Raw genomic sequence first — 16,215 nt, 5'->3', positions numbered from 1 at the left:
CGTCGTGGCGGTGCGCGCGGTCGTGGTCGAGGCCGACGGCGGGTCCCGGGGCAACCCGGGGCCGGCCGGCTACGGCGCGGTGGTCCGGGACCCGGCGACCGGCGAGGTCCTGGCCGAGCGCGCCGAGGCCATCGGGACGGCCACCAACAACGTGGCCGAGTACCGGGGCCTGATCGCCGGGCTGGAGGCCGCCGCCGAGCTGGGCGCGGCCGAGGTGGAGGCCCGGATGGACTCCAAGCTGGTGGTCGAGCAGATGTGCGGCCGCTGGCAGATCAAGAACCCCGGGCTGCGGCCGCTCGCCGCGCAGGCCGCCGCGCTGGTCGGGCGGTTCGACAGCGTACGGTTCGGCTGGGTCCCCCGGGAGCGCAACAAGCACGCCGACGCGCTGGCCAACGCGGCCATGGACGCGGCGGCCGGCCTGGCGCCGGCCGGGCCGGTGGCGGAGGCGCCGCGCGCGGTCGCCGCCCCCGAGCCCGCCGTGCGCGAGGTGGCCGCCCGGGCCGCGACCGCCCGCGCCACCGGCACCGACCCGGCCACCACCCCGGCCTCCTGGGAGCCGCGCCCCACGGAGGAGGGCACCCGGCTGATCCTGGTCCGGCACGGCGAGACCGAGCGCACCGTGCAGAAGCGCTACTCGGGGCGCGGCGACGTGCCGCTGACCGACCGGGGGCGGGCCCAGGCCCGCGCCACGGCCGCCCGGGTGGCCGCCCTCGCGCCGTCGGTCGCGGCCGTGGTCAGCTCCCCGCTCGCGCGCTGCGTGGCCACCGCCGAGGCGGTCGCCGCACAGGTCGGCAACCCGCCGGTACGCCCCGACGACGACCTGATCGAGTGCGACTTCGGGGTCTGGGAGGGGCGCACCTTCGCCGAGGTGCGCGACGGCTGGGCCGGGGAACTGGACGCCTGGCTCGCCTCCACGAGCATCGCCCCGCCGGAGGGCGAGTCGTTCGTGGCCGTCGCCGAGCGGACCGGCCGGGCGGTCGACCGGCTGCGCACGGCGTACCCCGGGGAGACCGTCGTGGTGGTCTCCCACGTCTCGCCGATCAAGCTGGTGCTGCGCGACGCCCTCGCGGCCGGCGACGCCTTCCTGCACCGGCTCTACCTGGACACCGCCGGCATCTCGGTGCTCGACCTCTACCCGGACGGCGGCGTCGCGGTCCGCTCGGTCAACGACACCGCCCACCTCGCGGACCTCTGACACCTACGGCGACTCCGGCTCGGCGCGTCTGACGATGCGCCCCGACCTGGAGCCGCCCGCCGTTCGGCGCACGCGGGACGCCGCTCGGCGCATCGCCGTCCTCCGGGAGAACGTGACCGCGTTCACAGGGTCGTAGCCTCCGGCCGTCACATGGCAAGTTACGACTTCCCGGAGGTGTGTCACATGGCAGCACCAGAACCGGAGGCGCCGACAACGGCGCGATCCAGGGCGAAGGACCACAGCCCCTGGAACTGGTTGCTCTTCATACCGATCGTGGTGCCGCTGATCCCGGCCTTCTTCAACGCCGACTCGCCCCGGCTGTTCGGGTTCCCGCGTTTCTACTGGCTGCAACTGGCCTGGATCATCCTCGGCGTGGCCACCACCACGCTGGTCTACCAGATGACGAAGAAGCGGGGAGGTGACCGCTGATGTGGCGCGACCACCTCACCGAGATCATCATCTTCAGCCTCCTCTTCCTGCTGGTCAGCGCCATGGGTTTCGTGGCGGCCCGGTGGCGGGCGCCGCGCGACATGGCCCACCTGGACGAGTGGGGGCTGGGCGGGCGCAGCTTCGGCGGCTGGATCACCTGGTTCCTGGTCGGCGGTGACCTCTACACCGCCTACACGTTCGTGGCGGTGCCGGCGCTGATCTTCGGGGCCGGGGCGGCGGGCTTCTTCGCCGTGCCGTACACGATCGTCATCTACCCGCTGGTGTTCCTCGTGCTGTGCCGGCTCTGGTCGGTCTCGCACCGGCACGGCTTCGTCACCCCGGCGGACTTCGTCCGCAACCGGTTCGACTCGCCGATCCTCGCGCTGCTCATCGCGATCACCGGCATCGTGGCGACCATGCCGTACATCGCCCTGCAGCTGGTGGGCATCGAGGCGGTGCTCAAGACGATGGGCGTGACCGGGGACAGCGCGCTGGCCCGGCACCTGCCGATCATCATCGCCTTCGCGATCCTGGCGGCCTACACCTACCAGTCCGGGCTGCGCGCGCCGGCGCTGATCGCCTTCGTCAAGGACTCGCTGATCTACATCGTGATCCTGGTGGCGGTCGTCTACCTGCCCTACAAGCTGGGGGGCTGGGGCGACATCTTCGACGCGGCCGACGCGAAGTTCAAAGCGTCACCGGCGCCCGGGGACGGCATCCTGCTCAACGCCAACAACCAGCTCCAGTACGTCACCCTGGCGTTCGGCTCGGCGCTGGCGCTGTTCCTCTACCCGCACAGCATCACCGGCGTGCTGGCCAGCAAGAACCGGGACGTGATCAAGCGGAACATGTCCGCGCTGCCGGCGTACAGCCTGCTGCTCGGGCTCATCGCGCTGCTCGGCTACATGGCCATCGCGGCGGGCGTGAAGCCGCTGCCCGGTGCCAAGGCCGGCAGCGTCGACGGCAACACGGTGGTGCCGCTGCTCTTCGACAGCCAGTTCCCGGACTGGTTCGCGGGCGTGGCGTACGCGGCCATCGGCATCGGCGCGCTGGTGCCGGCGGCGATCATGTCGATCGCGGCGGCGAACCTGTTCACCCGCAACATCTACAAGGAGTACCTGAAGCGGGACGCCAGCCCGGCGCAGGAGGCGAACGTCTCGAAGATCACCTCGCTGGTGGTGAAGGTCGGCGCGGTCGCCTGCATCGTCTTCCTCGACCCGCAGTTCTCCATCGACCTCCAGCTCATCGGCGGCGTGATCATCCTCCAGACGCTGCCGGCGGTGGCGCTGGGCCTCTACACCCGCTGGTTCCACCGGGGCGCGCTGATCGCCGGCTGGGTGGCCGGCATGGGCCTCGGCATGTGGATGCTCTACCAGATCGCCAACCCCGCCACCGGCAAGAAGCACTTCGCCGGGTCCGCCTTCCCGCTGGAGAAGTTCGGCTTCGACACCCCGAAGACGATCTACGTGGGCATCGTGGCGGTGCTGGTCAACCTGGCGGTGGCCGCGCTGCTCACCCTGGTGCTGCGGGCCGCGAAGGTGGCCGACGGGGTGGACGGCACCACTCCGGACGACTACTTCGCCGACGAGGGCGACCCGCGGGTCACCCCCGGCGCGGAGCGGGACGCGGACGCCGCCCCCGAACCGGTCGCCTGACCTGACACCGAGGCCCCGGTCGCCACGCCGGCGGCCGGGGCCTCGCCGTGCGGTCAGCGGCGCCGCGTACGCGACTCGAGGGCCTCGTTGAGCCGGTGCAGCAGGTCGGCGAGGCTCTCCCGGTCGTCGGGCGACCACGCGGCCAGGATGTCGCCGTAGAGGCGGGTGCGGGCCGCCCGCACCGCGGCCATCCGCTGGAGGCCGGCCGGGGTGGGGGAGATGACCGTGCCGCGCCCGTCGGCCGGATCCGGCGTGCGCGCGATCAGCCCGTCCCGCTGCATGGCCGAGACCTGCCGGGTGACGGTGGAGCCGTCCAGGTTCAGCTTCGCGGCCAGCGCGGAGACGTTCTGCGGGCCGGCGCCGGCCAGGTGCCGCAGGATCACGTACGCCGCCCGGTCCAGCACCCGGTGCTCGGCTGTGCCGCTGGCCCGGCGGGTCGCCTCGCCGAGCCGCATGAGCAGCGCGACCTCGGTCTCGATCCGGCCGAGTGTGACTTCATCCGTGTTGGCGTCGTCCCTCATAGCTGTATGATACAACTGATTTACCTGTACAATACAGCTATCTGTCTGGAGGCGCGGAGTGGATCGGCGATCCGAACCCAACCGCAGTGCCATCTACGCCACCACGCTGGTGGCCTTCCTCGCCATCGCCGGCATCGCCGTGGTGGACCCGATCCTGCCCGCCATCGGCGAGGCCATCGGGGTCACCGCCTGGCAGGTCGAGCTGCTCTTCACCGCGTACATCGCGGTGATGGCGGTCGGCATGATCCCGGCGACCCTGGCCAGCGGGAAGTTCGGCTTCAAGCCGGTGCTGATCACCGGCGTCTCGGTGGTCGGCCTGGCCGCCATCCTCGCGTCGTTCAGCAACGACATCGTGCAGCTCTCGGTGCTGCGCGGTGTCTGGGGCCTGGGCAACGCGATGTTCTTCGCCACCGCCATGGTGGTGCTGGTCAACCTCGCCAACGACCGGGAGTGGGTGGTCGGCCTCTTCGAGACCGCGCTCGGTCTCGGCTTCGCGGTCGGCCCGCTGATCGGCGGCCTGCTCGGCGAGGTGACCTGGCGGCTGCCCTTCTTCGTCTGCGGCGTCTTCATGGTCCTGGCCCTGGCCGTCGCCTCGCGCAAGCTCCGCGAGCCGGCCCACAAGCAGCCCCCGGTACGCCTCGGCGCCATCTTCTCGACCTACCGCAAGCCGGCGTTCATCACCCTCTGCGTGGTCACCGCCGCCTACAACTTCGTCTTCTTCGTGGTGCTCGGCTACACGCCGCTCTACCTGCACCTCGACGTCATCCCGCTGGGCCTGGCCTTCACCGGCTGGGGCCTCGGCCTGGCCGCCGGCATCCTGCTGGTCGGCCACCGGCTGGCGCACCGGATCGGCGCGGTGCAGACCGTCGGCGTCGCCATCGCCGGCCTGCTGGTCTGCATGGTCCTCTTCGCCACCTCCACCGGCACCGCCATGTCGCTGGTGGTCCTGGTCCTCGCCGGCCTCTTCATGGGCCTGGCCAACGCCAACCTCACCGACCTGGCCCTGGGCCTCGGCTCCAGCGACCGGCGGGTCGCCACCGGCGCGTTCAACCTGGTCCGCTGGGGCGCCGCCGCGCCGGCCCCGATCATCTCCGGCAAGCTCGCCGAGCACTCGCTCGCCCTCCCCTTCTGGGTGGGCTTCGGGGTCCTCGCCGTCGGCGTGCTGGTCTACCTCGCCTTCGCGCACGTGATGGCCGCCGGCTACGGCGAGCGGGTGCTCTGGTCCCGGTGGAACTCCGCCGCCCGGCGCAACGAGCACGCCGCGGAGGAGCCGGTCGGCGAGGCGTACTGAGGTGCGGAGGGGCCCGTTCCTGATGGGCCCCTCCCGCTCGGTCAGCCGAGGGCGCGGTAGAGCAGGTAGAGGCCGATCACCGTGCCGAAGACCACGATGAGGGTCCTCAGCACCACCGGCGGGAGCCGGCGGACCAGCCGGGCGCCCGCGTACCCGCCGACCAGCGTGGCCGGTGCGACCACCGCCACCGCGGCCCAGTTGACCGGACCGAAGAGCGCGAACACCACCAGCGTGGTCAGCCCCACCATGGCCGAGAGCAGGTTCTTGATGGCCGACACCCGGGCCAGCGTGGTGTCCAGCACGAGAGCCAGGCCGGCCACCAGCATCACCCCGAGCGCCGCGCCGAAGTAACCGCCGTACACCGTGCCGAGCGCGACCATGGCCTGGACCGTGACGGTACGGCGGCGCGGGCTGAGGTCGGCCGGATGGCCGACCAGCCGGCGCAGCGGATCCTGGAAGGCCAGCACGGCGGTCGCGCCCAGCACCAGGAACGGCACCACCAGTTCGAACGCGCGCGCCGGGGTGGCCAGCAGGAGTACGCAGCCGACGACCGTGCCGGCCACGGCGGTGGGCAGCAGCGGCCAGAGCGCCCGCCCGCGGGGCAGGTCCGCCCGGCTGCCCGCCACGCTGGCCACGTAACCCGGGAAGACCGACACCGAGTTGCTGACGTTGGCGGGCACCGGGGGCAGGCCGATCGCGATCAGGGCCGGGAAGGTGATGAGGGAGCCGCCCCCGGCCACCGCGTTCACCGTGCCCGCGGCGAGACCGGCGGCGATCAGCAGCGCGACGTCGGAGAGCTCCATGATCCCGCAGGCTAGCCCGCCGGTCACCCCCGCGCAGAACGGCCTCCACCGCCCTCGGCGGCTGCTCCCGCGTTGATCAAGAGGTTTGCGCCGGGATCCGGCCCCGTCCCGACGCAAACCCCTTGGTCAACGCCGATGGCGGGGTGGAAATGGGCGCGGGGGTCTCGTCGTTAGGATGAGGGCGCGACGGACGAGTCGACCGGGCGGTCGCGTCGGCGGGCTGCGGCCCGTCGCCGAGGAACGTCCGGACTCCACAGGGCAGGGTGGTTGCTAACGGCAACCCGGGGTGACCCGCGGGACAGTGCCACAGAAAACAAACCGCCGGCCCGAAACGGGACGGTAAGGGTGAAACGGTGGGGTAAGAGCCCACCAGCATCCCGGGTGACCGGGATGGCTCGGTAAACCCCACCCGGAGCAAGGCCAAGAAAGGGTCGTCACCGCAAGATGACGGCCCGCGCAGACGCTTGAGGGCGGCCCGCCCGATGTCTGCGGGTAGGCCGCTGGAGCCTGCCGGCGACGGTAGGCCGAGATGGATGGCCGCCGCCGGCCCGCCCTCCGGGGCGGTGCCGGTCACAGAATCCGGCGTACAGGTCGACTCGTCCGTCGCCCATCGGGATGGCCGGTGATGCCGTCGAGGACGGTGGTCAGGTTGTGGTGGAAGGTTTCCTCGGCGTCGAGGTGGGCGCCGTCGATGACGAGCCGGGCGACCGTGGGATAGCGGCCCGTGTCGAGCATGCGGGTGAGGTAGGGGCCGAGGCTGGCCTGCCAGGCGGCCTCGTCGGTGCCCGTGGAACGGGCGGTACGCCGCTCGGTGACCTCCCTGCGGAGCGCACCGATGATGAAGGCGTTGAGGGCGCCCAGGGCCCGCTGGAGGTCGTCGATGGTGCGTATCCCGGGGGCCTGGGTGAGCGCCGCCGCGGTCGTCTCGCCCACGGCGAGCGCATGGGGTCCGAGGTGCGGCCTCGCGCCGAGCAGGTCGGCGAACCACTCGTGCGCGAGGGCGGCGTCACGGGTCCGGTGCACGATGGCCAGTAGCGTGGCGCGCCACTCGGATTGCTCGCCGGCCTCGGCGATCTCGGCATAGACGGCGTCGACCATCAGATCGAGCAGTTCGGACCTGTTGGTCACGTAGTCGTAGAGCCGCATCGGACCGACACCGAGCTCTTTGGCGATCTTGCGTACCGACAGTCCGTCGAGGCTCTCCGCGTCGGCAAGGCGGATCGCCGCAGCGGCGATCTTCGCGCGGCTCAACGGCACCGGCGCCGCCCGCGGCTGGGGTTCCGGCCGTTCCCACACGGGCAGCGGTGCGCTACCGTACGGCGTATCCATGAGATACAGCGTACGGTAAGGGAAGTGATGATGCGAATCGCGATCGCCGGTGGCGGCCTCGGCGGCCTCACGCTGGCCCGAATCCTTTACCGGCACGGCATCGACGCCGTGGTGTACGAACGTGAGGCGAGCCGGTCCGCGCGTTCGCAGGGCGGATCGCTGGACCTGCACCCGGAGTCCGGGCAACGGGCCCTGGCCGAGGCGGGTCTCGCCGGCCGGTTCCGGTCCGAGGCGCGGCCCGAGGGCGAGGAACATCGCATCCTCGACCCGGCCGGGCGCACCCTCGTGCACCACAGGCCCCAACCCGGCTCATTCTCCGGCCGCCCCGAGATCGACCGCAGCGCACTGCGTGATCTCCTGCTCGGCTCGCTCCCGGGCGGCGCGGTGGCGTGGCAGCACCGGCTCGTCGCGGCGACGCCCCGACCCGGCGGAGGCTTCGGGCTGACGTTCGATGGTGGCCGCAGCGCCGACTGCGACCTCCTCATCGGCGCGGACGGCGCGCGCTCGGTCGTCCGGTCGCTGCTGACCGAGGCGGGACTGTCCTACGTGGCCACCCTGGTGGAGCTGAGCATCAGCGACGCCGACCGGCGCCACCCGGCTGTCGCCGAGCTGGTCGGCCCCGGGAACCTGTGGTGCATCGGCGTGAACCAGATCCTGGCGGCCCAACGCCTCGGCGACGGCACCATCCGAGTCGGGATCTCCGTCCGCGCAGCGGATCGCGACATCGACACCTACCGCAGTAGGCGCGCTCTCCTGGAGATGTTCGACGGCTGGGACCCGAGCCTCACCGCACTCATCGAGGCCGGCGACAGCGCGCCGACGCCGCGCCGGATCGAAGCGATGCCCACCGGTACGCGCTGGGCCCACCAACCGGGGATCACCCTCATCGGCGACGCCGCGCACCTCATGCCACCGGTCGGCGAAGGCGCCAATCAGGCCATGCTCGACGCCGCCGAACTCGCCGGCGAACTCGCCGCCAACCCCGCCGACCCGGACTCGGCGATCCGGGCATACGAGGAGGCGATGTTCACGAGGACCCACCCGATCGCCGAAATGTCCGCACGAGTCCAGGCGATGATGCTGTCTCCCACCGCAGCGGAGGACATCACCCGCTTCTTCACGGCACGACCCCCCGACCCGGCGCCCACGAAATGACGCCTTCGTGAGGCGGCGCACCGGCGGCGCCTGCGGGCTTGCATCCGGTACCCGGGTACGGGCTTACCGTCGACGTATGAGCGACGACCACATCACGGCGAGCGCTTCCTGGGTGCCGGACGCGTGCACCCTGCCGACGGCGGAGCGGCCGCTGCGGCTCGCCGAGTTCGACCGGTTCTTCCGCGCGGCGGTCCGCGGGGCCGACCGACTGTCGCCGGAGCACCTGCGGTTGCGGCTCGACGGTGCGGAGCAGGTCGAGGAGACCGCACGGGAGCTGACCGCCCGCGAATCGTCCTGCTGCTCGTTCTTCACGTTCGACCTCGCGCGACCCGGCCCCGGCCTGCTGACGCTGGACGTCCGGGTGCCGGCGGCACACGTCGGCGTGCTCGACGCCCTCGCCGAGCGGGCGACGTCCGCGCGGGGCCGGAGATGACCGGATCGGGGCTGCGCAGCGGCGAGCTGGCCGACGCCGCCGGGGTCAACGTGCAGACGCTCCGCTACTACGAGCGCCGGGGGCTGCTCGCCTCCCCGCGGCGGTCGCCGGGCGGGCACCGGCTCTACCCGTCCGACACGGTCACCCTGCTGCGGGTCATCAAGACCGCGGAAAGCCAGGTGGTCACGCTACGGTCCGACGCATGACGGTTGCCCGCTCGATCCTGCTCTTCCTGCTCGCCGCGCTCGCCGAGATCGGCGGGGCGTGGCTGGTCTGGCAGGGCTGGCGGGAGCATCGAGGACTGCTCTGGGTCGCGGCCGGGGCCGTCGCACTCGGGTTCTACGGCTTCGTCGCCACCTTCCAGCCCGACCCGAACTTCGGCCGCATCCTCGCCGCCTACGGCGGCGTCTTCGTCGCGGGCTCCCTGGCCTGGGGCATGGTCGTCGACAAGTTCCGCCCCGACCGCTACGACATGGCCGGCGCGGCGATCTGCCTCGTCGGAGTCGCCGTCATCATGTACGCGCCCCGCGCCGGTTGACGACCGCCGCCCCGCCTCGATGTCCGGGTAATGTCGCCGTGACCGGCTGCCCCCAGCGTGCCAGACCGGGTCGGGGAGGGTGCTCTCCCGCTAGAATCCGGCGTACCGGTCCACCCGTCCGTCGTCTTTCGCGCGGGATATCCGGTTCGACCAGCCGCTGGGACGGCCGTCTCACGGGTCGCAACGAGCAGAAATTGCCGGTGCGCAACTAGGATCGTGGGGTGGTTCGGGCGGAGGTCCTGCGGGACGATCAGTGGTTGCGCCGGGTTGAGGCGGTGACCGACGCGACGCTGTCCCGACTCGATGTCGCCGACCTCTTCGACGAGCTGCTCGATCGGGTGCGTGACCTGCTGGGGGTCGACACGGCCGCGATCCTCCTGCTCGACGTGCGCGCCCAGCAGTTGGTGGCCACCGCTGCCCGGGGGCTGGAGGAGGAGGTCCGGCAGGGCTTCCGGGTCTCCGTCGGCCGTGGGTTCGCCGGCCAGGTCGCGCTCACCCGGCAGCCGGTGATCCTCCAGACCGTCACCCCCGACAACGTGGTCAACCCGGTGCTGATCGAGACCGGGGTGCGGTCCCTCCTGGGCGTGCCGATCATGGCCCGGGGTGCGCTCGTCGGCGTGCTGCACGTGGGCACCCTGTCGCCCCGGCAGTTCACCCTCGACGACGTCCGCCTCCTCGAACTGGTCGCCGACCGGGTCAGCCTGGCGAGCAGCGCCCGCGCTAGCACCCTGGACCAGGCCGCCGCGCTGGCCCTGCAACGGAGCCTGATCCCCGCCGAACTGCCCGACCTACCCGACCTGGAACTGGCCGGCCGGTACGTGCCGGGTCACGCCTCCGGCGTCGGCGGCGACTGGTACGACGTCTTCAGCCTGCCGTCCGGCTGGTTGGGCGTGGTCGTCGGCGACGTCTCCGGGCACGGGCTCCAGTCCGCCGTGGTGATGGGCCGGGTCCGCAGCGCGCTGCGCGCCTACGCGCTGGTCTCCGACGACCCGGCGGAGGCGCTGACCCTGCTCGACCGGAAGGTGGTGCACTTCGAGGCCGGCAGCCTGACCACCGCCTTGTACGCCATGATCTCACCGGACCGGGAGACCGTGCTCGTCTCCGTGGCCGGCCATCCGCGCCCGGTGCTGGCGCTGCCCGGCCACCCGAACGCCCTGCTCGACGCGCACATCGACCCGCCACTCGGCACCGGCCGTCGCAGCCCGGCGCGGCACACCACGACGGTCGACTTCCCGCCCGGCGCGGTCCTGGTCGCCTACACCGACGGGCTCGTCGAGCGACGGGGGGAGCTGTTCGACGCGGGTGTGGCCCGGCTGACCGCGGCCGTCCCGCTGGCGCCCGTCGACACGGTGGCCGCGACCGTCATGTCCACCCTGGACACCGAGCACCCGACCGACGACATCGCCCTGCTGGCCGTCCGCCGGCTGCCCCGCTGACCCTCCTCACTGCGGCGGCCAGTTCCGCAGCAGGGCGTCGAGGGCGTCCAGGGTGCGGGACCAGCTGGCGTCCGTCGTCCGCGGAGTGTGGCGGAAGCCGCCCGCGCGTTCCAGCGACACGTAGCCGTGGAAGGTGCCGTGCAGCAGGCGTACGGCGTCGGTCTGGTCGGGCTCGGCGAGCTGGTAGCCGCGCAGGATCGCCCGGGTCATCTCGGCGTGCCGGCGGGCCGCGCTCGCCTCGGCCGTCTCCCGGTCGAGTTGCAGCTGCGCCGCGGCGTACCGGCCGGGGTGCCGGAGGGCGTAGTCGCGGTACGCGTTGGCAAAGGCCACCAGCGCGTCCTTGCCCGCCCGGCCCGCGAGCGCGTCGGCGGCCCCGTCGGCCATCTCCCGCAGGGCCAGCATCGCCACCTGGACGCGCAGGTCGTGGGCGCTCTTGAGGTGAAAGTACAGGCTTGCGTCCTTCACCCCGAACCGGCGGGCGAGCGCCGAGACGGTGACGTTCTCGAAGCCGACCTCGTCGGCCATCTCCGCGGCCGCCAGGGTCAGCCGTTCGACCGTCAACCCCGTACGGGCCATGTGCCCCACCCCACATCTCAATGCTCTAGGTTTTTACCTAGGGGGTCTAGACTAGCGCCTATGACACCCCTCACCGAGCCCGCCATCCGGGCCTCCTTCGTCAATTGCACCAAGGGCGAGGCGAAGCGCCTGGCCCTGCCCCGGGATCTGGCCGAGCGGCCGTGGGCGGACCTCGACTTCCTCGGCTGGCGTGACCCCGCCGGCGCGGAGCGGGCCTACCTGGTCGCCGAGTCCGGCACCGGGCTGCTCGGGGTGGCCCTGCGGGTGGCGTCGCAGGCCGGGCGGGCCCGGCGCAGCATGTGCTCGCTCTGCCTGACCACGCACACCGGTGACGGCGTCACGCTGATGACCGCCCGCAAGGCCGGGCCGGACGGGCGGGCGGGCAACTCGGTCGGCAGCTACCTCTGCGCCGACCTCGCCTGCTCGCTCTACCTGCGGGGCCGGAAGAGCGCGGGCCGGCGCCTCGACGAGTCCATCACGCTGGCCGAGAAGGTCGACCGGACCACCGCCAACCTGGCCGCCTTCCTCCAGCAGGTCGTGGGGCACACCCCTATGTAGTGTTCCGATACAGTCCTTCCCATGCGGTTGACGATCCCCGTGGCGAAGGTGCTCGCCGCACTCCTCGCCGACCCCGAGGCCCCGCGCTACGGGCTCGACCTCATGAAGCTCACCGGCCTGCCCAGCGGCACCCTCTATCCCGTCCTGCACCGGCTCCGGGCGGCCGGTTGGCTCGCCGCCGACTGGGAGGAGGTCGATCCGGTGGCCGCGGGGCGGCCCGCGCGCCGCTACTACCGGCTCACCGGCGAGGGGGTGCGGGACGCCCGGCTGGCGCTGGCCGAGCTGCGCGCCCTCGCCCCGGAGGGCGGGACGTCCCGGGGTGGCGCCGAGCCGACGGGAGCCCCGGCGTGGTGACGCGGCGGCTGGCCGGTCTCCTGCTGCGCACGGCGGCGCGGCGCTGGCCCGTGGAGTTGCGCGCCGAGCTGATCCGGGAGTGGGAGGCCGAGCTGCACGTGCTGGCCGAGGGCGGGGAGCGGCGGCGGATGCTGCGCTTCGCCGCCAGTCTCGCCGCCGGCCGGGCCGGCGGGCCGGTGGTCGACCGGACCGTGCTGCACCGGCGGCTGCGGCACACCGCCCGGGTGCTGCTGCTCGCCCCGCCGGCGTGCGTCGCCGTCGTGGTGCTCGCCGCCGTGGTGATGAACCTGGCATACGCCGTGCTCGACGTCCGCCTCACCTGGGCGACCGCCGTGCAACTGCCACTCTGGTCCGGCCTCACCGCCGGGGCCGGCGCCCTGCTCGCCCTCCTCGTCACCCGGGCCGCGCGACGGACCGTACGGACCGGGCCGCTTCCCACCGCGCTCGGCGTCGTGCTGCCGATCGCGCTGACCCTGACCGTGGTGCTGGCCGCGTTCGCGGGCCGGGGCGAGCAGGGCCTGCCGGGCACCGTTCCCGGGCTGCTGCTCTGGCTCGCCCTGCTGGTGCCGGCCCTCTGGGGCGCGGGGACCCTGGCGAGCCGGGGGCGGACCCGGCTGGCCTGGGCCGTCGGAGTGCTCGGCGCGCTGGTCGCGGCCGACGCCGCGGTCGTCCTGGCGGTGGTCTCCGCCATCCCGGCGCCCCCCGTGGGGCCGGTCGCCGACGGGCTGCCCCCGGACACCGTGGACCGCGTGTCCGCCCCGCTGTGGCTGCTCACCTGCTGGACCGACTCGTCGCTGGGCCTGCCCCGGCCCACCGCCTGGGAACGGTTCCTCATCACCGACCGGGTGCTCGTCGAGCCCGTCTTCTACCTGGCCTGCACCCCGTACGCGGTGGCGTACGCCGTCGCGGCGGCCCGGCCGGCACCGGCCACCGAACCCGCGCCGGAACCCGTGCCGGCACCCGCCTGACGCCGCCGGCCGCCGCGTGACGAAGGGCCGGGATCGACGCCGCCCGGCCGGCCCGCCACGTGACGGCCGGGCCCGTACGGCGTCAGCCGTTCCAGCTCACGATCCGGCCGGCCCGCTCGTAGTACCGGGCCAGCTCCGCATCGATCCGCTCGGCCCGGGCCTCGGTGAGCACCACGGCGGGGTCCTGCCACGACCGCGCCGTGAGCATCCGGTGGCGCAGGCCGGCCGGGGGATGGGTGGCGAACAGCGACATCTCCTCCCGCACGGAGAGCTGGCGTACCAGCGGCAGGCGGTCGGCCCCGGCGGCGAGCGACCGGGCCGTCCCGGCCCGCCAGGCCGCCGGCCCGTGCCCGCCCCGCGCGGCCTGGCGCACGACCAGCGCCACCGACTCGGTGCTGAGCAGCACGTCGAGCAGGCGGGTCGCCCCCGCCGTGCCGGCCGCCCGGGCGGCCATCTCGTCGGCCAGGTACTCGGCCCGCTGGCTGCCGCGCAGCGCGGTGGCGGCCAGCGCCAGGTGGCCGACGAAGAGCAGCCGGGACAGCGTCCAGGACACCATCCGGCCCAGCCACTCGCCGATCAGCACGATGATGCCGGCGCCGTGCGTGCCGGGCGCCGGCCGGAACAGGTCCGCGGCGGTGCCGAGCATCGTCAGCGCCGGCTGGGTCAGCGGCCCCCGCCGCACGTCGCCGTTGACGAAGTGGCCCAGCTCGTGACCGAGCAACGCCACCCGCGCCGGCCCGTCGAGGGCGCCCCACAGCGGCAGCCCGAGGCAGAGCAGTCGCCGCCGGCGCAGGCCCACCGCTGTCGCGTACGCGTTGAGGTCGCTGTCGACCCCCAGCACGTGCGGCACCGGCGCGCCGATCCGGCCGGCCACCTCCTCGACGAGCGCGTGCAGTTCGGGCGCCTCGGCGCGGGTGAGCACGTCCACCTCCGGCGGGACGCGACCGAAGCGGGGGCGCAGCGCCACCGCCAGCCCGATCAGCGCCAGCCCGAGGACGACCGCGAAGTTCGGGAACGGGTACGCGAACAGCAGCCACACTCCGGTCACCGCGAGGGCCAGCACCCCGGCCAGGAGGAGCACCGAGACGCCGACGGTCAGCGTCTCGGCCCGGCCCCATCCGGCCGACTCCAGCGGCCGGCCGACGAGGGCCGCGTACTGCTGGCGGGTCAGCCGGGCCGCCAGCCGGTAGGTCCGCCGGTCGATCCAGGACCAGCCCAGCTCGGGTTCGTGGCGGGCCCGGTCGTATCCGTCGAGGTTCCATTCGCAACCGGCGCACCAGGGCAGCGCCTCGCGGATCGACACGGTCGCCGCGCCGCACTCCGGACACGCCCCCGTGCCGGCCATCGTGGTGATCATGAGCCGTGATCCTGTCGGGTCCCGCCCGCCGGTGGTACCGGCCGTTCGGGGGAGCCGCCGGTCAGCGGGGGCAGGGCAGCCGTTCCAGCGGGGCGGGCGTGGCTCCCCGCCGCACCACCTGGGCGAAACAGGCGGTGGCGTCGGCCCGCTGCCAGCCGAACACCGACGCGGCGGTCTTCGCCACGCGTACCCGGAAGACCAGCCGGACCTCGGCGGCGCCCACGGCGGCCGTGAGGACCTCGACGCCGTCCACCGTGTCGGCGGCGCGCCGCAGGTCGGCCTCCCGCGCCGACTGCTCGGCCAGCAGGACGGCCCGCGTGCGTTGCGCGGTGGCCGTCACCTCGCGGTCGGCCCGGCGTTCCAGCCGGTGCTGGGACCGGTCGCGCAGCAGCGGCAACGCCACCGCCAGGCCGACCGCCACGAGGCCCGCCAGCGCCGTGCCGGCCACCAGCCCCCGCCGTCGGCGTGCCGACCGTCCTCCCCCGAACCGCACCCCGGGATTGTGCGCCCTCGACCCGCCGGCCGGCTGCCCCGTCTTTCGCCGTTCCGGCCCGAAACCGTCCTGACCAGGTCTACTGTGGAGAACATCGGCGACTATTTACGGCGTTCCGGTGGCGGCCGGGCGGTTCGCGGTGCACAGTGATCGCATGAGCGACGACGGACGTGGTGGCGGGCACTACTACTGGTGCACCCGACACCACCGGGTCGAGACCGATGCCGACGTGTGCCCCGCGAAGCACGTTCTCGGACCGTACGCCTCAGCCGCCGACGCGGAGAACGCCCTGCAGCAGGTGCGGGAGCGCAACGAAGCGTGGGACGCCGAGGACGCCCGTTGGGCCGGGGAGGACAGGTAGACGGCGCGGGACGGCCCGCGTCGAGGTGATCCGTGCTCCGCGAGGGCGAGAGCACGTCCCCAGGAAAGGGAACCGAGATGGCCGAAGCACAGCAGGCCACCCGCCCGGCCGCGAAACGGACGACCGCGAAGAGGACCACCGCGGGCAGGACGACGGTCACCAAGGCGTCCCCGAACGCCTCGGGTGCCGGCGCCGGCCGGGTGCCGGCGAAGAAGGCCGCCGCGAAGAAGGCGACCGCCCGGAAGGTTGTGTCGGCGGCACGGAAGGCGCCCGCCAAGAAGGCGCCCGCCACCAAGACCACCGCCAAGAAGGCGCCGGCCAAGAAGGCCGCGGCGAAGAAGGCGCCCGCCACGAAGACGACCGCGAAGAAGGCGCCGGCCAAGAAGGCGCCGGCCAAGAAGGCGCCGGCCAAGAAGGCCACCGCGAAGAAGACGACGGCGGCGAAGAAGACCACCGCGGCGCGGAAGACGACGACCGCGGCGACGCGGACCACGGTGGCCAAGAAGGCCCCGGCCAAGAAGACCACGGCCGCGAAGAAGACCACCGCCGCCAAGAAGGCGCCCGCCAAGAAGGCGCCCGCCAAGAAGACCACCGCCTCGACGCGCCCCACGGCGCGCAAGACGGCGGCGAAGAAGGCCCCCGCCAAGAAGGCCACCGCGAAGAAGACCACGGCGGCGAAGAAGGCCCCGGCCAAGAAGACCACGGCCGCGAAGAAGACCACCGCACGCAAGGCGCCGGCCCGCCGGGCCTCCGCCTGAGGGCG

19 protein-coding genes, 1 other RNA gene and 1 pseudogene are annotated in these 16,215 nt (G+C 73.3%); 15 read left to right on the top strand and 6 right to left on the bottom strand.

Annotated features, from left to right (window positions below; translation table 11 throughout):
• Positions 1 to 4: 4 nt before the first annotated feature.
• The 3 genes from GA0070214_RS25780 to mctP all read left to right on the top strand — a co-directional run bounded on the left by GA0070214_RS25780 (position 5) and on the right by mctP (position 3,279).
• The gene (locus GA0070214_RS25780) at positions 5 to 1,195 is read left to right on the top strand and encodes a bifunctional RNase H/acid phosphatase (RefSeq protein WP_091269097.1); all 1,191 of its coding nucleotides are present in this window, start codon (positions 5 to 7) and stop codon (positions 1,193 to 1,195) included.
• Between the two features lie 183 nt (positions 1,196 to 1,378).
• Entirely contained in the window at positions 1,379 to 1,624 is a 246-nt protein-coding gene (locus tag GA0070214_RS25775; RefSeq protein ID WP_091269096.1) for a DUF3311 domain-containing protein, read from the top strand.
• Complete coding sequence (gene mctP / locus GA0070214_RS25770; RefSeq protein ID WP_091269095.1) at positions 1,624 to 3,279, top strand: monocarboxylate uptake permease MctP; 1,656 nt, start codon at positions 1,624 to 1,626, stop codon at positions 3,277 to 3,279. The genes GA0070214_RS25775 and mctP overlap by 1 nt, the downstream gene beginning before the upstream one ends.
• Positions 3,280 to 3,332: 53 nt before the next feature.
• On the opposite strand, the gene GA0070214_RS25765 is transcribed toward mctP, so the two are convergent.
• Positions 3,333 to 3,800, bottom strand: coding sequence for a MarR family winged helix-turn-helix transcriptional regulator (locus GA0070214_RS25765; protein WP_091269094.1), 468 nt, complete (start codon positions 3,798 to 3,800; stop codon positions 3,333 to 3,335).
• A 58-nt stretch (positions 3,801 to 3,858) separates the two neighbouring features.
• Between GA0070214_RS25765 and GA0070214_RS25760 the strand changes: the two genes are divergently transcribed.
• Positions 3,859 to 5,091: an MFS transporter gene (locus tag GA0070214_RS25760; protein WP_091269093.1), complete on the top strand. Its 1,233-nt coding sequence runs from the start codon at positions 3,859 to 3,861 to the stop codon at positions 5,089 to 5,091.
• Between the two features lie 41 nt (positions 5,092 to 5,132).
• Here the strand turns inward: GA0070214_RS25760 and GA0070214_RS25755 are convergent, their stop codons facing one another.
• Positions 5,133 to 5,894, bottom strand: coding sequence for a sulfite exporter TauE/SafE family protein (locus tag GA0070214_RS25755; RefSeq protein WP_091269092.1), 762 nt, complete (start codon positions 5,892 to 5,894; stop codon positions 5,133 to 5,135).
• A gap of 191 nt (positions 5,895 to 6,085) precedes the next feature.
• Between GA0070214_RS25755 and rnpB the strand changes: the two genes are divergently transcribed.
• An RNA gene (rnpB, locus tag GA0070214_RS25750) (RNase P RNA component class A) lies at positions 6,086 to 6,497 on the top strand.
• Between the two features lie 78 nt (positions 6,498 to 6,575).
• Here rnpB and GA0070214_RS32960 read toward each other — a convergent pair.
• Positions 6,576 to 6,992, bottom strand: a pseudogene (locus GA0070214_RS32960) (TetR/AcrR family transcriptional regulator C-terminal domain-containing protein); the annotation flags it as partial.
• Between GA0070214_RS32960 and GA0070214_RS25740 the strand changes: the two are divergent.
• The 5 genes from GA0070214_RS25740 to GA0070214_RS25720 all read left to right on the top strand — a co-directional run bounded on the left by GA0070214_RS25740 (position 6,948) and on the right by GA0070214_RS25720 (position 10,785).
• Positions 6,948 to 8,378, top strand: coding sequence for an FAD-dependent oxidoreductase (locus GA0070214_RS25740; RefSeq protein ID WP_341845094.1), 1,431 nt, complete (start codon positions 6,948 to 6,950; stop codon positions 8,376 to 8,378). The pseudogene GA0070214_RS32960 and the gene GA0070214_RS25740 sit on opposite strands and share 45 nt — an antisense overlap.
• A gap of 76 nt (positions 8,379 to 8,454) precedes the next feature.
• Positions 8,455 to 8,811 (top strand): hypothetical protein, encoded by a 357-nt coding sequence (locus tag GA0070214_RS25735; RefSeq protein WP_091269091.1) that lies wholly within the window; start codon positions 8,455 to 8,457, stop codon positions 8,809 to 8,811.
• Positions 8,808 to 9,017 carry a MerR family DNA-binding transcriptional regulator gene (locus GA0070214_RS25730; RefSeq protein WP_244167853.1) on the top strand — a complete coding sequence of 70 codons (210 nt, stop codon included), beginning with the start codon at positions 8,808 to 8,810 and terminating at the stop codon, positions 9,015 to 9,017. The genes GA0070214_RS25735 and GA0070214_RS25730 overlap by 4 nt, the downstream gene beginning before the upstream one ends.
• Positions 9,014 to 9,349 carry a YnfA family protein gene (locus GA0070214_RS25725; protein ID WP_091269090.1) on the top strand — a complete coding sequence of 112 codons (336 nt, stop codon included), beginning with the start codon at positions 9,014 to 9,016 and terminating at the stop codon, positions 9,347 to 9,349. Before GA0070214_RS25730 ends, GA0070214_RS25725 begins: the two co-directional genes overlap by 4 nt.
• A 221-nt stretch (positions 9,350 to 9,570) precedes the next feature.
• Positions 9,571 to 10,785, top strand: coding sequence for a PP2C family protein-serine/threonine phosphatase (locus GA0070214_RS25720; protein ID WP_091269089.1), 1,215 nt, complete (start codon positions 9,571 to 9,573; stop codon positions 10,783 to 10,785).
• A 6-nt stretch (positions 10,786 to 10,791) separates the two neighbouring features.
• Here GA0070214_RS25720 and GA0070214_RS25715 read toward each other — a convergent pair whose 3' ends face one another.
• A complete protein-coding gene (locus tag GA0070214_RS25715) occupies positions 10,792 to 11,361 on the bottom strand; it encodes a TetR/AcrR family transcriptional regulator (RefSeq protein ID WP_091269088.1) in 570 nt (189 codons plus the stop codon).
• 60 nt (positions 11,362 to 11,421) lie between these two features.
• On the opposite strand from GA0070214_RS25715, the gene GA0070214_RS25710 reads away from it, so the two are divergent.
• The 3 genes from GA0070214_RS25710 to GA0070214_RS25700 are packed head-to-tail and all read left to right on the top strand — an operon-like array spanning position 11,422 to position 13,241.
• Positions 11,422 to 11,919, top strand: a complete 498-nt coding sequence (locus tag GA0070214_RS25710) for an FBP domain-containing protein (protein WP_091269087.1) — start codon at positions 11,422 to 11,424, stop codon at positions 11,917 to 11,919.
• 21 nt (positions 11,920 to 11,940) lie between these two features.
• Complete coding sequence (locus GA0070214_RS25705) at positions 11,941 to 12,273, top strand: PadR family transcriptional regulator (protein WP_091269086.1); 333 nt, start codon at positions 11,941 to 11,943, stop codon at positions 12,271 to 12,273.
• A complete protein-coding gene (locus GA0070214_RS25700) occupies positions 12,267 to 13,241 on the top strand; it encodes a hypothetical protein (RefSeq protein ID WP_244167852.1) in 975 nt (324 codons plus the stop codon). Before GA0070214_RS25705 ends, GA0070214_RS25700 begins: the two co-directional genes overlap by 7 nt.
• An 82-nt stretch (positions 13,242 to 13,323) precedes the next feature.
• On the opposite strand, the gene GA0070214_RS25695 is transcribed toward GA0070214_RS25700, so the two are convergent.
• Positions 13,324 to 14,598 carry a M48 family metalloprotease gene (locus tag GA0070214_RS25695; protein ID WP_091269085.1) on the bottom strand — a complete coding sequence of 425 codons (1,275 nt, stop codon included), beginning with the start codon at positions 14,596 to 14,598 and terminating at the stop codon, positions 13,324 to 13,326.
• Positions 14,599 to 14,659: 61 nt separating this feature from the next.
• The gene (locus GA0070214_RS25690; RefSeq protein ID WP_139141905.1) at positions 14,660 to 15,091 is read right to left on the bottom strand and encodes a hypothetical protein; all 432 of its coding nucleotides are present in this window, start codon (positions 15,089 to 15,091) and stop codon (positions 14,660 to 14,662) included.
• 154 nt (positions 15,092 to 15,245) lie between these two features.
• Here GA0070214_RS25690 and GA0070214_RS25685 point away from each other — a divergent pair, with 154 nt between their 5' ends.
• Together GA0070214_RS25685 and GA0070214_RS25680 are read left to right on the top strand one after the other, a co-directional pair.
• Positions 15,246 to 15,452 (top strand): hypothetical protein, encoded by a 207-nt coding sequence (locus tag GA0070214_RS25685; protein WP_091269261.1) that lies wholly within the window; start codon positions 15,246 to 15,248, stop codon positions 15,450 to 15,452.
• Between the two features lie 77 nt (positions 15,453 to 15,529).
• Positions 15,530 to 16,210: a histone gene (locus tag GA0070214_RS25680; protein ID WP_244167851.1), complete on the top strand. Its 681-nt coding sequence runs from the start codon at positions 15,530 to 15,532 to the stop codon at positions 16,208 to 16,210.
• The last annotated feature ends 5 nt before the right edge of the window (positions 16,211 to 16,215 follow it).

Source organism: Micromonospora chaiyaphumensis, assembly GCF_900091435.1.
GTDB classification, from domain to species: domain Bacteria; phylum Actinomycetota; class Actinomycetes; order Mycobacteriales; family Micromonosporaceae; genus Micromonospora; species Micromonospora chaiyaphumensis.
The sequence above is the reverse complement of the archived record's forward strand: the minus strand, read 5'-3'. Positions and strand labels throughout refer to the sequence as shown.

Bases quoted from the DNA above. Each gene is read 5' to 3' on its own strand.
- GA0070214_RS25775 (WP_091269096.1), top strand. From the start codon at position 1,379: ATGGCAGCACCAGAACCGGAGGCGCCGACAACGGCGCGATCCAGGGCG.
- mctP (WP_091269095.1), top strand. From the start codon at position 1,624: ATGTGGCGCGACCACCTCACCGAGATCATCATCTTCAGCCTCCTCTTC.
- GA0070214_RS25765 (WP_091269094.1), bottom strand. From the start codon at position 3,800: ATGAGGGACGACGCCAACACGGATGAAGTCACACTCGGCCGGATCGAG.
- GA0070214_RS25755 (WP_091269092.1), bottom strand. From the start codon at position 5,894: ATGGAGCTCTCCGACGTCGCGCTGCTGATCGCCGCCGGTCTCGCCGCG.
- GA0070214_RS25735 (WP_091269091.1), top strand. From the start codon at position 8,455: ATGAGCGACGACCACATCACGGCGAGCGCTTCCTGGGTGCCGGACGCG.
- GA0070214_RS25730 (WP_244167853.1), top strand. From the start codon at position 8,808: ATGACCGGATCGGGGCTGCGCAGCGGCGAGCTGGCCGACGCCGCCGGG.
- GA0070214_RS25725 (WP_091269090.1), top strand. From the start codon at position 9,014: ATGACGGTTGCCCGCTCGATCCTGCTCTTCCTGCTCGCCGCGCTCGCC.
- GA0070214_RS25715 (WP_091269088.1), bottom strand. From the start codon at position 11,361: ATGGCCCGTACGGGGTTGACGGTCGAACGGCTGACCCTGGCGGCCGCG.
- GA0070214_RS25710 (WP_091269087.1), top strand. From the start codon at position 11,422: ATGACACCCCTCACCGAGCCCGCCATCCGGGCCTCCTTCGTCAATTGC.
- GA0070214_RS25705 (WP_091269086.1), top strand. From the start codon at position 11,941: ATGCGGTTGACGATCCCCGTGGCGAAGGTGCTCGCCGCACTCCTCGCC.
- GA0070214_RS25695 (WP_091269085.1), bottom strand. From the start codon at position 14,598: ATGATCACCACGATGGCCGGCACGGGGGCGTGTCCGGAGTGCGGCGCG.
- GA0070214_RS25685 (WP_091269261.1), top strand. From the start codon at position 15,246: ATGAGCGACGACGGACGTGGTGGCGGGCACTACTACTGGTGCACCCGA.
- GA0070214_RS25680 (WP_244167851.1), top strand. From the start codon at position 15,530: ATGGCCGAAGCACAGCAGGCCACCCGCCCGGCCGCGAAACGGACGACC.